This window comes from Pseudomonas sp. 2VD, assembly GCF_005503585.1.
Taxonomy (GTDB): domain Bacteria; phylum Pseudomonadota; class Gammaproteobacteria; order Pseudomonadales; family Pseudomonadaceae; genus Pseudomonas; species Pseudomonas aeruginosa.
The window spans coordinates 1-14112 of record NZ_SCND01000138.1; the positions used below are offsets into that span (position 1 = coordinate 1).

A 14112-nucleotide genomic window follows, 5' to 3' on the forward strand; every position below is an offset into this window, starting at 1 on the left:
CTCTACGTGCTGCTGCCGCTGTGCCTGCTGCTGGCGTTGCTGCTGGTCTGGCAGGGCGTGCCGCAGACCTTCTTCGACTACGTCCATGCCACCACCTTGCAAGGCGCCGAGCAGACCATCCCGCTCGGCCCGGCGGCCAGCCAGATCGCCATCAAGCAGCTGGGCACCAACGGCGGCGGCTTCTTCGGCGTCAACTCGACTCATCCGTTCGAGAACCCGAGCGCCTGGAGCAACCTGTTCGAAGTGGCCTCGATCATCCTGATCCCGGCGGCGCTGGTATTCACCTTCGGCCATTACGTGAAGGACCTGCGCCAGAGCCGCGCGATCCTCGGCTGCATGCTGCTGCTGTTCTGCCTCGGCCTGGGCCTGTCGCTGTGGGCCGAATACCAGCCGAACCCGGCGCTGGCGCAGTTGCCGGTCGAGCAGGGCGCGCCGATGGAGGGCAAGGAGAGTCGCTTCGGCACCGCCGCCAGCATGCTCTGGGCGATCACCACCACCGCCGCCTCGAACGGCTCGGTGAACGCCATGCACGACAGCCTGAGCCCCCTGGGCGGCATGCTGCCGCTGCTGAACATGATGCTCGGCGAGGTGATCTTCGGCGGCGTCGGCGCCGGCCTCTACGGCATGCTGCTGTTCGTCCTGATCGCGGTGTTCCTCGCCGGCCTGATGGTCGGGCGGACGCCGGAGTACCTGGGCAAGAAGCTCGAGGCGAAGGAGGTCCGCCTGCTGGTCTTCACCCTGCTGGTGATGCCTGTCGGCGTGCTGGTGCTCGGCGCCATCGCCGCCAGCCTGCCGGGACCGGCCTCGGCGGTGACCAACCCCGGCCCGCACGGTTTCAGCCAACTGCTCTACGCCTACACCTCGGGGAGCGCCAACAACGGCTCGGCGTTTGCCGGTTTCGGTGCCAATACGCCGTTCCACAACCTGATGATCGGCCTGGCCATGCTCATCGGCCGCTTCGGCTACATCCTGCCGATCCTCGCCATCGCTGGCAGCCTGGCGGCGAAGAAGGCCAGCCCGGTGGGGCCGAACAGTTTTCCGACCCATGGTCCGCTGTTCGTCAGCCTGCTCACCGTGACCATCCTGCTGGTCGGCGGCCTGACCTTCCTGCCGACCCTGGCCCTCGGCCCGATCGCTGAACAACTGAGCCTCGGCTTCTGAAGGAATCGCACATGAACGCTCAGACCCAGGCGTCCAAGAACGCCTTGCACAAATCGCTCGAACGTCGCAACAACGCGTCCACCAGCCTCGCCGCCTTGTGGCGGCCGGCGCTGCTGCAAGCCTTCGTCAAGCTCGACCCGCGCCAGTTGCTGCGCTCGCCGGTGATGCTGGTGGTCGAACTGACCGCCGTGCTCACCACCTTGCTGTGCTTCGTCCCCGACCAGGCGGTGCCGACCTCGGTGGCGCTGCAGATCGCCCTCTGGCTGTGGTTCACCGTGCTCTTCGCGAATTTCGCCGAAGCGCTCGCCGAGGGGCGTGGCAAGGCCCGCGCGGACAGTCTCAAGGCCGGCAGCCAGGGCCTCTCCGCCAATAAGCGGCGCGCCGACGGCAGTTTCGAGAGCGTCGCTGCCAGCAGCCTGCGCAAGGGCGACGTGGTACGGGTCCAGGCCGGCGAGATGATTCCCGGCGACGGCGAAGTCATCGAAGGCGTGGCGGCGGTCAACGAGGCCGCCATCACCGGTGAATCGGCGCCGGTGATCCGCGAGTCCGGCGGCGACCGCTCGGCGGTGACCGGCAACACCCAGGTGGTGTCCGACTGGCTGCTGGTGCGGATCGGCGCCAACCCGGGCGAGTCGACCCTGGACCGGATGATCGCCCTGGTGGAAGGCGCCAAGCGGCAGAAGACCCCCAACGAAGTAGCGCTGGACATCCTGCTGATCGGCCTGACCCTGATCTTCCTGCTGGTGGTGGTGACCCTCAAGCCGTTCGCCCTGTTCGCCGGCGGCAACCTGCCGCTGGTGTTCCTGGTGGCGCTGCTGGTGACGCTGATCCCGACCACCATCGGCGGCCTGCTCTCGGCCATCGGCATCGCCGGCATGGACCGCCTGGTGCGCCTGAACGTGATCGCCAAGTCCGGTCGCGCGGTGGAGGCGGCCGGCGACGTCCACGTGCTGCTGCTCGACAAGACCGGCACCATCACCTTCGGCAACCGCCGCTGCAGCGCGCTGTACGCCGCGCCGGGGGTGAGCGGCAAGGAACTGGCCGAGGGCGCGTTGCTGGCCTCGCTGGCCGACGACACGCCGGAAGGCAAGTCGATCGTCGAATACCTGCGCATCCTGCATCCGATCGAAGAGCCGCGCCGCGAGGAGCTGACGCCGATCGCCTTCAGCGCGGAAACCCGCTTGTCCGGGGTCGACTGGAACGGCCAGGTGTACCGCAAGGGGGCGGTGGATGCGGCGCTGCGCTTCATCGACCTGCCGCGGGAGAAGATGCCCGAGGTGCTTTCGCGGGAGGTGGACAAGATCGCCCAGAGCGGCGGCACCCCGCTGCTGGTGGTAGCCAACGGCCGGCTGCTCGGCGCCATTCACCTGAAGGACGTGGTCAAGCCGGGCATTCGCGAGCGCTTCGCCGAACTGCGCCGGCTGGGCATCCGCACCGTGATGGTGACCGGCGACAACCCGCTGACCGCCGCTGCCATCGCCGCCGAGGCTGGGGTCGACGACGTGATCGCCGAGGCTACCCCGGAGAAGAAACTGGCGCGGATTCGCCAGGAGCAGGGCGAAGGTCGCCTGGTGGCGATGTGCGGCGACGGTGCCAACGACGCCCCGGCGCTGGCCCAGGCCGACGTCGGCATGGCCATGAACGACGGCACCCAGGCCGCCCGCGAGGCGGCCAACCTGGTCGACCTGGACAGCGACCCGACCAAGCTGCTCGACGTGGTCCAGGTGGGCAAGGAGTTGCTGGTCACCCGCGGCGCGCTGACCACCTTCTCCATCGCCAACGACGTGGCCAAGTACTTCGCCATCCTGCCGGCGCTGTTCGTCGGCATCTACCCGCAGCTCGACGTGCTCAACGTGATGCGCCTGCAAAGCCCGCAGAGCGCGATCCTGTCGGCCATCGTGTTCAACGCGCTGATCATCGTCGCGTTGATCCCACTGGCCTTGCGCGGCGTGCGGGTGCAGGCGGCGGACGCTTCGCAACTGCTGCAGCGCAACCTGCTGATCTATGGCGTCGGCGGCCTGGTGGCGCCGTTCCTCGGGATCAAGGCGATCGACCTGCTGCTGACCGCCGTCGGCCTGGCATGAACAACGGCCCTCGCCGTCGGGCGAGGGCCTGGGACTGAAGAGAGGATCTGCACATGTTCAAGCAACTCCGTCCGGCACTGGCGTCACTGCTGGTGCTGAGCCTGGTCACCGGCGTGGCCTATCCGCTGCTGGTCACCGGTATCGCCCAACTGGCGTTCCCCGAGCAGGCCAATGGCAGCCTGCTGCGCGACGCCGAGGGCAAGGTGCTCGGCTCGCGGCTGATCGCGCAGAAGTTCGACGGCGAGGAGTGGTTCCATTCGCGGCCTTCGGCGGGCGACTACGCCACCGTTTCCAGTGCCGCGAGCAACCTGGCGCCGAGCAACCCGGCACTGGCCGAGCGCATCGCCAGGGACGCCGCGCAGGAGCGTATCGCCGACCAGGGGCCGGTGCCGCTGGCGCTGGTGACTACCTCCGGTAGCGGACTCGATCCGCAGCTGCCGCCGCAGGCCGCGCGTTACCAGGCGCTGCGGGTGGCCACGGCGCGCGGGCTGCCGCTGCGGATGGTGGAAGACCTGGTGGAAAGCCACACCGAGCGGCCGCTGGTGGGGCCGGCGGTGGTCAACGTGCTGGCGCTGAACATGGCGCTGACGGGGTTGAAGCGCTAGGTTTCCCCAGAGACCCACGCAAGGGCTTGCAATATCGCCGCATCGGCGGATGATCGCCGGCGATCGTCCGCCCCGCGCGGCGCAGAGCAACGGAGTACGACCGATCCATGACCGACACCGCACGCGCCGACGCGCTGCTGGCCGACCTGCCCGCTGACGGGCGCGGCCGCCTGAAAGTCTTTCTCGGCGCGGCGCCGGGGGTGGGCAAGACCTTCGCCATGCTGCAGGCCGCCCAGGCCCAGTTGCGCCAGGGCGTGAAACTGCGCGCCGGGGTGGTCGAGACCCACTCGCGGGCGGAAACCGAGTCCCTCCTCGCAGGCGTGCCGCAGCAGCCGCTGCGCAGCCTCGAGTATCGAGGGATGAAACTGCAGGAAATGGACCTCGACGGTCTCCTCGCCGACCCGCCGGCGCTGGCCCTGGTCGACGAACTGGCCCACAGCAACGTTCCCGGCAGCCGCCACGCCAAGCGCTGGCAGGACATCCAGGAGTTGCTGGCGGCGGGAATCGACGTCTACACAACGGTCAACGTCCAGCACCTGGAGAGCCTCAACGACCAGGTCCGCGATATCACCGGCGTGCAGGTCCGCGAGACGGTGCCGGACTGGGTGTTGCAGGAGGCCTACGAGATCGTCCTCATCGACCTGCCGCCGCGCGAGCTGCTGGAGCGCCTGCGCGAGGGCAAGGTCTACGTGCCGGAACAGGCGCGGGCGGCGATCGATGCGTTCTTCTCGCAGACCAACCTCACCGCGCTGCGTGAACTGGCGATGCAGACCGCCGCCGCGCGGGTCGACGCCGACCTCAACCACCGCTACCGCCAGCGCGGCGAGGAGGCGCCGGCGTTGCGCGGGCGGCTGCTGGTGGGCATCGACGGTGACGAACAGGCCGAACGCCTGGTGCGCCACGCCTGCCGGGTCGCCGAACGTCGGCACCTGCCCTGGAGCGTGGTACACGTCGATACCGGCGGCTTGCGCGGCGAGCAGGCGCGGATGCGCCTGCAGGGTGCGCAGCAACTGGCCGAGCGGCTCGGCGGCGAGATCGTCGTGCTGCGCGCCGGCGAGGTGGCGCGGACCCTCCTGCAACATGCCCGCGAGCGCCGCGCCAGCCTGGTCCTGGTTGGCCAGTCGCGGCGCCGCTGGTACCGCCGGGCCTTCGGCGGTGGTCTCGCCGGGCGCCTGCTGCGCAACGGCCAGGGCCTGGAGATCAGTGCCCTGGACAGCGAGGCCGACCTGCGCCCGGCGGAACCGCGGCCACGCTATCCGGTGGTGTGGAACGACTATCTGCTGGCGCTGCTGGCGACCGCCCTGGCCAGCGGCCTGGCCTGGGTCGTGGCGCACCTGCTGGAACTGCCGAACATCTCCCTGGTGTTCCTGATGGCGGTGCTGCTGGTGGCAGTGCGCAGCAGCCTGATGCCGGCACTGCTGTGCGCGGTGGCGTCGTTCCTGGCCTATGACTTCCTGTTCATCCCACCGCATTTTTCCTTCGCCATCCATCGCCATGAAGACCTGCTGAGCCTGGCGTTCTTCCTGTTCATGGCCGGCCTCACCGGCAACCTGGCGGCACGCCAGCGGCGCCAGCTGGAGGCGCTGCGTGATACCCAGGAGGAAACCAGCCTGCTGCTGGAGCTGTCGCGCAAGCTCACCGCCGCCACCGACCGCCAGGCGGTGCTGGCCGCCGCCGCCCAGCAGTTCGACGACTGGAAGGACGTCGAGGTCTGCCTGCTCGGTCAGGTCAATGGCGAGTGGAAGACCGAGGCCGGCGTGCAGCGGCAACTCGCCGACCAGGAACGGGTCGCCGCCGACTGGGCCTGGGCCCACGACCAGCCGGCCGGCCTCGGTACTGGCACGCTGCCCGGAGGACGCTGGTGGTGGTGGCCGCTGTCGGCGGAAGAGGGGCCGCTGGCACTGCTCGGCGTCGCGCCGCTGGACGGCCAGCCGCTGAGCCCGCAGCGCCGGCGCCTGCTCGCCGCCCTCGGCCAGCCCCTGGCCCAGGCCCTGGCGCGGGCTCGCCTGGCCGAGGACCTGGAGGCCGCGCGCCTGCACGGCGAAACCGAGCAACTGCGCAGCGCCTTGCTCGCCTCGGTGTCCCACGACCTGCGCACGCCGCTGACGGCCATGCGCGGTTCCATCGACAGCCTGCTGGCGCTGGGCGAGGCGATCCCGCCGGCGGATCGTCGCGAACTGCTGGAAAGCACCCGCGACGAGGCCGAGCGACTGGACCGCTATATCCAGAACCTGCTCGACATGACCCGTCTCGGCCACGGTGGCCTGAAGCTGGCGCGCGACTGGGTGGCGCCGGGCGACATCGTCGGCAGCGCGCTGAACCGCCTGCGTGCGGTGCTGGCGCCGTACCGGGTGCAGGCGATCGTGGCCAACGACCTGCCGTTGCTCTACGTGCATGCGGCGCTGATCGAACAGGCGCTGATCAACGTGCTGGAAAATGCCGCGCGCTTCTCGCCGAGCCACGGCCGGTTGCGCATCGAGGTCAGCCAGGATGCCGCCGAGCTGCGTTTCGCGGTGAGCGACGAGGGGCCGGGGATTCCCGAGGCCGAGCGGGAGAAGATCTTCGACATGTTCTACACCGCTGCCCGTGGCGACCGCGGTGGCCAGGGCACCGGCCTGGGCCTGGCGATCTGCCAGGGCATGATCGGCGCCCACGGCGGGCGCATCAGCGTCGGCGAAGGCCTCGACGGTCGCGGCACCACGCTGGTCCTGCACCTGCCGCTGCATCCGCAGCCGGACCTCGGGCAACTGGAGGGCGACGAATGAGCCCGGCGCACTTGCCTGGCGCCCGCGCTCGCGCTATTCCTGCCGTTTCCGCGACGCCGCCGCTGGCTCGTCGCCGTGTTCACCTGCCGTGCCGAGTGCCATGACCCAATTGCAGAACAGCATCCTGCTGATCGACGACGAACCGCAGATCCGCAAGTTCCTCCGTATCAGCCTCAATGCCCAGGGCTACCGGGTACTCGAGGCCGGCACCGGCGAAGAGGGGCTGGCCCAGGCCGCGCTGAACCGGCCGGACCTGGTGGTGCTCGACCTCGGCCTGCCGGACCGCGACGGCCAGGACATCCTCCGCGACCTGCGCGAATGGTCGCAGGTGCCGGTGCTGGTGCTGTCGGTGCGCGCCAGCGAGGGCGAGAAGGTGCTGGCCCTGGACGGTGGCGCCAACGACTACGTGACCAAGCCGTTCGGCATCCAGGAGTTCCTCGCCCGCGTGCGCGTCCTGCTGCGCCAGGCGGCGCAGGGCGAAAGCCCGGAGGCGGCGGTGGCGGTCGGCCCGTTGCAGGTGGACTTCGCCTATCGCCGGGTCACCCTGGAGGGTGCGGAAGTGGCGCTGACGCGTAAGGAGTACGCGGTGCTCGCCGCGCTGGCACGCCATCTCGGACGGGTAGTGACCCAGCAGCAACTGCTCAAGGATATCTGGGGCCCGACCCACGTCGAAGACACCCATTACCTGCGGGTCGTGGTCGGCCACCTGCGGCAGAAACTCGGCGACGATCCGGCCAGCCCGCGCTTCCTGGTGACCGAGGCGGGCGTCGGCTATCGCCTGCGCGACAGCTGACGCGCAGCGCAATTCTGCGCGAGGGGCATGCCTCCCGCGCGTTCATCGCCTATGATGCCGCGCATTCGCGCTGGCCCGGATGCGCCGGGTCGGCGCCCCGGTGTCACGACGAAGGTCATCATGCAGCAACTGTTGAACGAGATTCTCGATGAAGTCCGCCCGCTGATCGGGCGCGGCAAGGTCGCCGACTACATTCCCGCGCTCGCCGGCGTCGAGCCGAACCAACTGGGGATCGCCGTGTACAGCCGCGACGGCGAGCTGTTCCATGCCGGCGACGCCCTGCGGCCGTTTTCCATCCAGAGCATTTCCAAGGTGTTCAGCCTGGTCCAGGCGATCCAGCATTCCGGCGAGGACATCTGGCAACGCCTCGGCCACGAGCCCTCCGGCCAGCCTTTCAACTCCCTGGTTCAGCTGGAGTTCGAGCGCGGCAAGCCGCGCAATCCGTTCATCAATGCCGGCGCCCTGGTGATCTGCGACATCAACCAGTCGCGTTTCGCCGCGCCGGCGCAATCGATGCGCGATTTCGTCCGGCGCCTGTGCGGCAACCCGGAAGTGGTGTCGGACTCGGTGGTGGCGCGCTCGGAGTACCAGCACCGCTCGCGCAACGCGGCGGCGGCCTACCTGATGAAATCGTTCGGCAACTTCCACAACGACGTCGAGGCGGTGCTGCTCAGCTATTTCCATCATTGCGCGTTGCGCATGAGCTGCGTCGACCTGGCGCGGGCGTTCTGCTTCCTCGCCGACAAGGGCTTCTGCAAGCACAGCGGCGAGCAGGTGCTCAACGAGCGGCAGACCAAGCAGGTCAACGCGATCATGGCCACCAGCGGGCTCTACGACGAGGCCGGCAACTTTGCCTACCGGGTCGGCCTGCCGGGCAAGAGCGGCGTCGGCGGCGGCATCATCGCGGTGGTGCCGGGGCGCTTCACGGTCTGCGTCTGGTCGCCGGAGCTGAACGCCGCGGGCAATTCGCTGGCGGGTATCGCCGCGCTGGAGAAACTCAGCGAGCGGATCGGCTGGTCGATCTTCTGAAACCGCCGCCCGTCGTGGTGGCGCTCGAATTCCCGGCGCCGCTGCGCTATGTTCTGCGGCTACCGCTTGCCGGCGCCGGATGCGCCGGTCCACTCGCCAGGATGGTCGCCATGTCCCGCCCGATTCCCGTTTCCCGTGTCTTCGCCTGCCTCACCGTTCTCGCCGCCTGCGCGCACGCCGGCGCCGCCGAGCCGGACTGGCGTGGCTATACCAGCGACCAGCAGCAGCGCAGCGTGCTGGCCGTCGAGCAGGACGCCGAGGCCATCAACAAGCGCTACTACGACAGTGCCTTCGAGGAATTCCTGCCGGAACTGGAGCAACTGGAACTCAGCCTGGCGCAGCCCGTCGTCGCCGTCGACGAGAAAGGCCTGCTGGGCGACTGGAAGTGCCGCTCGACCCAGGCCGACCAGTACGGCATCTATCGCTATCCGAACTTCCAGTGCCGCATCCGGCGTACCGACCGCGGCCTGTTCCTGGAGAAGACCAGCGGTTCGCAGCGGGTCAGCGGCTACCTGTTCCGCGAAGGCACGCAGCGCTACGTGTTCCTCGGCGGCGCCACGGTCAACGACGAGCCCCAGGTGACCTTCAGTGGCCTGGCCCACGGCGCGCCGGCTGAGTCCGACGTGGTCGCGCTGCTGCGCCCGCACGCCGGCGGCTTCCTCCTGCTGTTCCCGGAACGGCACGGCGGCTACGAGGTCCTCGAGTTCAGCCGCTGAGGCTCAGGCGTTGTCTTCCTCGTAGCGGTCCAGGGTGTCGCTGGCGATCTGCCGGCCGAGGGCGATCAGCTCCGGCGCCTTGTAGAACTCGAAGAAGCGGCAGACCCGCTTTGGCACGTTGATCAGGATGTCCGGCGGGTAGCCGGCGATCTTGTACTGCGCCAGCGAGGTCTGCATCACCTCGAAGCTCTGGTTGACCAGTTCCAGCAGTGATGCCGGACCGCTGCTTTCCACCACCGTGGTGCCGCTGGCCGACTTCGGCGAGTCCTTGCCTTGCGGCGCCGCGGCCGGCTGTTGCAGTTGCGGCTCGGCGGGCTCCTCGGATTCCGCCGGAACCGGATGGAGCAGGGCGTCGGCGCTCAGCTCTGGCGGGGTATTGTCGTCGCCGTGGCGGCGGAAGAACGAGAGTTTGTGGCCGAGGCTCTCGATCATGCTGTCGAAGCGCCCCTTGAGCGCTGCCGGACGCTCGATCACCGGCAGGTGGTACTGCTTCTGGTTGGTGGCGTTGAGGTTGACCGCGATGATCAGGTCGCTGTGGGCCGACACCACCGGCACGATCGGCAACGGGTTGAGCAGGCCGCCGTCGACCAGCATGCGGCTGCCCTGCATGACCGGGGTGAACAGGCTGGGGATCGCCGCCGAGGCGCGCATGGCCTGGTGCAGGCAGCCTTCCTGGAACCAGATTTCCTGCTGGTTGGTGAGGTCGGTGGCAACCGCCGTGTAGGGAATCGACAGGTCCTCGATGTTCACCTCGCCGAGGATCTCGTGGATCTTGCCGAACACCCGCTCGCCGCGGATCGCGCCGAGGCGGAAGCTGACGTCGAGCAGGCGCAGCACGTCGAGGTAATCCAGGCTTTCCACCCACTCGCGGTACTCGCGCAGCTTGCCGGCGGCGTAGATGCCGCCGATCACCGAGCCCATGGAACAACCGGCGATGCAGGTGATCTCATAGCCGCGCGCCTCGAGTTCCTCGATCACGCCGATGTGCGCGTAGCCGCGCGCACCGCCGGAGCCCAATACCAGGGCGACCTGTTTGCTCATCTGCAACCCCTTGCCAATACTGCGTGACGAAGCGAAAACGATACGCGTGTCGCCCGGCCGCCGCCAAGTGCGTCGCGGCGATGCGCGGCCCTTTCCCTGTCCGGAGATCGTTCGATGAAAACCTGGATCGTTCTGCCCGTCCTTGCCCTGACCCTGGCCGGCTGCGCCGGCAAGACCGCCTACCGGGAGAACTGCGCCGACCAGCTGGACGCGGCCTGGAAGGAACTCGACCTGGCCAAGGCCGAAGGCTTCGCAGGCACCGTCAGCTACTCGAAGGCCCTGACCCTGCTCACCGGGGCCAAGACCCAGCAGCAGTTCGAAGCCTACGAGGGCTGCACCAGCAAGGCCGAGAAGGCGCGCTTCTATATCCGCGAGTCGCGCGCCGGACGCTGAGCCGGGCGCGGCGATCGGCCCTCTGGCGGCGGCGCCGGCTTTGCTAGAATGGGCACTTTTCCGACATCCACGGGAGTACACCGATGAGCGAGGCGATCCGCCTGACCCAGTACAGCCACGGCGCCGGCTGCGGCTGCAAGATTTCGCCCAAGGTACTGGAGGTGATCCTCGCCGGCAGCGGCGCGCAGAACCTCGATCCGAAGCTCTGGGTCGGCAACGCCTCGCGCGACGACGCGGCTGTCTACGCCCTCGACGAGGAGCGCGGGGTGGTCTCCACCACCGATTTCTTCATGCCGATCGTCGACGACCCCTTCGATTTCGGCCGTATCGCCGCGACCAACGCCATCAGCGACATCTACGCCATGGGTGGCGACCCGCTGATGGCCATCGCCATCCTCGGCTGGCCGGTCAACGTGCTGGCCGCGGAAGTCGCCCGCGAGGTGATCGCCGGCGGCCGCAAGGTCTGCGAGGAAGCCGGCATCCCGCTGGCCGGCGGACACTCCATCGACGCCCCCGAGCCGATCTTCGGCCTGGCCGTGACCGGCGTGGTGGAGAAGCGTTTCATGAAACGCAACGACACCGCCGAGGCCGGCTGCAGGCTGTACCTGACCAAGCCGCTGGGCATCGGCATCCTCACCACTGCCGAGAAGAAGGCCAGGCTGCGCGCCGAGGACGTCGGCGTGGCGCGCGACTGGATGTGCACCCTGAACAGGCCCGGCGCACGCTTCGGTCGGTTGGCCGGGGTCAAGGCGATGACCGACGTCACCGGTTTCGGCCTGCTCGGCCACCTGGTGGAAATGGCCGACGGCAGCAAGCTCACCGCGCGCGTTGAGTACGCCGCGGTGCCGCGCCTGGCCAGTGCCGAATATTACCTGGAGCAGGGCTGCGTGCCCGGCGGCACCCTGCGCAACTTCGACAGCTATGGCGAGCGCATCGCGCCACTGCCGGAGGTGCAGAAGCTGTTGCTTTGCGATCCGCAGACCAGCGGCGGCCTGCTGGTGGCGGTGGCTCCGGAAGGCGAGGCGGAGTTCCTCGCCGTGGCGGCGGAACTCGGCCTGCAACTGGCGCCGATCGGCGAGCTGGTCGAGCGACAGAGTCTCGCGGTACAGGTGCTGTAATGCGCGACAACACCCAGCACTACCGCGAACTGTTTCTCGACGATATCCCCCTGATGGATGTGCGCGCCCCGGTGGAGTACCTCAAGGGCGCCTTTCCCAACACGGTCAACCGGCCGCTGATGAACGACATCGAGCGGCAGAAGGTCGGCACCAGCTACAAGCAGCACGGCCAGCAGGCCGCCATCGCCCTTGGCCACGAACTGGTCTGCGGGGCGCTCAAGGCCGAACGGCTGGCGGCCTGGAAAGCCTTCGCCGAAGCCAACCCGAACGGCTACCTGTATTGCTTCCGCGGCGGCCTGCGCTCGCAGATCGTCCAGCAGTGGCTGAAGCAGGACGCCGGCATCGACTACCCACGGGTGATCGGCGGCTACAAGGCGTTGCGCAACTTCCTTTTCGAAACCACCCGCGCGGCGGTCGACGAGTGCGATTTCGTGCTGGTCGGCGGCCTCACCGGTTGCGGCAAGACCGAGGTGATCGCGGCGCTGGACAACAGCCTCGATCTCGAAGGCCACGCCAACCACCGCGGCTCCAGCTTTGGCCGGCGAGCCACGCCGCAGCCGGCGCAGATCGACTTCGAGAACCGCCTGGCCATCGACATCCTGAAGAAGCGTCATCGCGGCGTCGGCCAGTTCGTCCTCGAGGATGAGGGGCGGATCGTCGGTAGCTGCTCCTTGCCGCTGGAGCTGTACCAGGGCATGCAGGGCTACCCGCTGGTCTGGCTGGAGGATGCCTTCGAGCAGCGTGTCGAGCGTATCCTCAGGGACTACGTGATCGACCTGCGCAGCGAGTTCGAGCGTGTGGTGGGCGTGGAGGAGGGCTTCGCCGCCTTCTCCGCCTACCTGCAGAAGAGCCTCGCCGGCATCGTCAAGCGCCTCGGCGGCGAGCGCTACCAGCGGCTGGCGGCGATCCTTGTGCAGGCGCTGGAAGAGCAGGGCCGCGACGGCTCGGTGGATACCCATCGCGGCTGGATCGAGGGGCTGCTCAAGGAGTACTACGACCCGATGTACGCCTTCCAGCGGCAGAGCAAGGAAGACCGCGTCGAGTTCCGCGGCAACCAGGCCGAGGTGATCGGCTACCTGCGCCAGCGTCAGGCGTTGCGGCCATCGTAGTGCTGTACCGGGAGCGCGTTGGCGTCGATGTCCTCCAGGCAGCGCGCGTTGACCGCGGCCATCGCCTGGCCGTCCGGGCCTATGCCTTCGCTGAACGGCGCGCAGCCGCAGGTGGGGCAGAAGTGATGCTGCAGGCGATGGGTGTTGAAGGTGTAGGTGTGCATCGCGCTGGCCGGCGTCTTCAGCGCCAGACGGTCGCGCGGGACGAACCACAGCAGCCAGCCGCGCCGGCTGCACAGTGAACAGTTGCACTGGATCACCTGGTCGAGGTCGCCTTCGACTTCGTAGGCGATGGTTCCGCAGTGGCAGCTTCCTCGATAGTTCATGGCAGGGCTCCTGGGTGAGGGTAGGGCAAGTCTAGCCGCTGCCTCCAGGTGGTGCAGGGCCGCGGCGCAGACGGTCGCGAGAGCTGCGGGGCTGCGGCATAATCGGCGTCCCCTCCGTCGATTTCCGCGAGACCGCCATGCAACTGGACTTCACCACCATCGCTCCCGCCGAGGCCTATCGCTGGTTGGCTTCCACCGTCACCCCGCGACCGATTGCCTGGGTCTCGACCCTGTCCGCCGAGGGCGCCAGCAACCTGGCCCCGTTCAGCTTCTTCCAGGTGATCAGCGACGAGCCGCCGACCCTGATGGTCAACGTCAGCCTGCGCGACGACGGCAGCCTCAAGGACACCCTGCGCAACGTCCAGGCCACCGGGCAGTTGGTGATCCACCTGGTCGGCGCCGCCCAGGCCGAAACCATGAACGCCACCTCCGCCTGGCTGCCCCATGGCGTGAGCGAGATCGAGACGGTCGGCATCCCTACCGTGTCCAGCGTACGCGTGGCGCCGCCGCGGATCGCCGCGGCGGCGGTGGCCTTCGAGTGCGAGGTGGCGGAGATCAAGCCGTATCCGGCGGAGAACCCCAATTGCCACCTGATCTTCGCCCGCGTGCTGCTGGCCCATGTCGACGATGCCGTGCTGGCCGACGAGCGCCATGTGGATAGCGACAGGCTCGACCTGGTCGGTCGCCTGGGCGGCAGCCACTACAGCTATACCCGCGACACGTTCAGCATGATCCGGCCCAGGTAGTCGGGCTCAGTCCGGCGCCCGCAGGCACTCGTCGACCGTGCGCCGGCACACCGGCGCCTGGCCCGCGGCCTGCCGTTCCTGCCACTGGCGATAGGCGAACTGGTAGCTTTCCGGATACACCCCGCCGCGTTTCAGCGGCGCCACGATACTCGCGCGCAGCGCCTGTTCGGTCAGCGCCAGGTGCGCGGCCAGGCGCTGGAACTGCCAGGGCTGCTGGCCCTGGCAG

General features: G+C 68.6%; 14 protein-coding genes. 11 read left to right on the forward strand and 3 right to left on the reverse strand.

What is annotated here, in order from left to right; all coding sequences use genetic code 11:
- The 7 genes from kdpA to FFS27_RS16425 form a co-directional block, all read left to right on the forward strand.
- Positions 1-1161, forward strand: a 1161-nt coding sequence (kdpA, locus tag FFS27_RS16395) for a potassium-transporting ATPase subunit KdpA (protein WP_137952099.1), incomplete at its 5' end; no start/stop codon positions are given.
- An 11-nt stretch (positions 1162-1172) separates the two neighbouring features.
- Positions 1173-3245, forward strand: coding sequence for a potassium-transporting ATPase subunit KdpB (gene kdpB, locus FFS27_RS16400; protein WP_003109951.1), 2073 nt, complete (start codon positions 1173-1175; stop codon positions 3243-3245).
- 53 nt (positions 3246-3298) lie between these two features.
- Positions 3299-3850, forward strand: a complete 552-nt coding sequence (gene kdpC, locus FFS27_RS16405) for a potassium-transporting ATPase subunit KdpC (protein ID WP_021264573.1) — start codon at positions 3299-3301, stop codon at positions 3848-3850.
- A 107-nt stretch (positions 3851-3957) separates the two neighbouring features.
- On the forward strand, positions 3958-6615 hold the full coding sequence (locus FFS27_RS16410) for a sensor histidine kinase (RefSeq protein ID WP_034014006.1): 2658 nt from the start codon (positions 3958-3960) through the stop codon (positions 6613-6615).
- A 100-nt stretch (positions 6616-6715) separates the two neighbouring features.
- Positions 6716-7408: a response regulator gene (locus tag FFS27_RS16415; RefSeq protein ID WP_003087534.1), complete on the forward strand. Its 693-nt coding sequence runs from the start codon at positions 6716-6718 to the stop codon at positions 7406-7408.
- Between the two features lie 120 nt (positions 7409-7528).
- Positions 7529-8437 (forward strand): glutaminase B, encoded by a 909-nt coding sequence (gene glsB, locus FFS27_RS16420; protein ID WP_003087537.1) that lies wholly within the window; start codon positions 7529-7531, stop codon positions 8435-8437.
- Positions 8438-8547: 110 nt separating this feature from the next.
- Entirely contained in the window at positions 8548-9153 is a 606-nt protein-coding gene (locus FFS27_RS16425) for a DUF4893 domain-containing protein (RefSeq protein ID WP_021264574.1), read from the forward strand.
- Between the two features lie 3 nt (positions 9154-9156).
- Here FFS27_RS16425 and FFS27_RS16430 read toward each other — a convergent pair whose 3' ends face one another.
- Complete coding sequence (locus FFS27_RS16430) at positions 9157-10194, reverse strand: patatin-like phospholipase family protein (protein WP_003087542.1); 1038 nt, start codon at positions 10192-10194, stop codon at positions 9157-9159.
- A gap of 114 nt (positions 10195-10308) precedes the next feature.
- Here FFS27_RS16430 and FFS27_RS16435 point away from each other — a divergent pair, with 114 nt between their 5' ends.
- From FFS27_RS16435 to mnmH, 3 genes are all read left to right on the forward strand, one after another.
- Complete coding sequence (locus tag FFS27_RS16435) at positions 10309-10587, forward strand: hypothetical protein (protein WP_003097836.1); 279 nt, start codon at positions 10309-10311, stop codon at positions 10585-10587.
- Positions 10588-10670: 83 nt separating this feature from the next.
- Positions 10671-11705, forward strand: coding sequence for a selenide, water dikinase SelD (gene selD, locus FFS27_RS16440; RefSeq protein WP_003087546.1), 1035 nt, complete (start codon positions 10671-10673; stop codon positions 11703-11705).
- Entirely contained in the window at positions 11705-12814 is a 1110-nt protein-coding gene (mnmH, locus tag FFS27_RS16445; RefSeq protein WP_021264576.1) for a tRNA 2-selenouridine(34) synthase MnmH, read from the forward strand. Before selD ends, mnmH begins: the two co-directional genes overlap by 1 nt.
- Here the strand turns inward: mnmH and FFS27_RS16450 are convergent.
- Complete coding sequence (locus FFS27_RS16450; RefSeq protein WP_003114600.1) at positions 12793-13140, reverse strand: GFA family protein; 348 nt, start codon at positions 13138-13140, stop codon at positions 12793-12795. The genes mnmH and FFS27_RS16450 overlap by 22 nt on opposite strands.
- A 137-nt stretch (positions 13141-13277) precedes the next feature.
- Here FFS27_RS16450 and FFS27_RS16455 point away from each other — a divergent pair, with 137 nt between their 5' ends.
- On the forward strand, positions 13278-13886 hold the full coding sequence (locus tag FFS27_RS16455) for a flavin reductase family protein (RefSeq protein ID WP_003087553.1): 609 nt from the start codon (positions 13278-13280) through the stop codon (positions 13884-13886).
- Positions 13887-13892: 6 nt separating this feature from the next.
- Here FFS27_RS16455 and FFS27_RS16460 read toward each other — a convergent pair.
- The coding region (locus FFS27_RS16460; protein WP_137952100.1) for a DUF5086 family protein at positions 13893-14112 on the reverse strand (220 nt) is incomplete at its 5' end.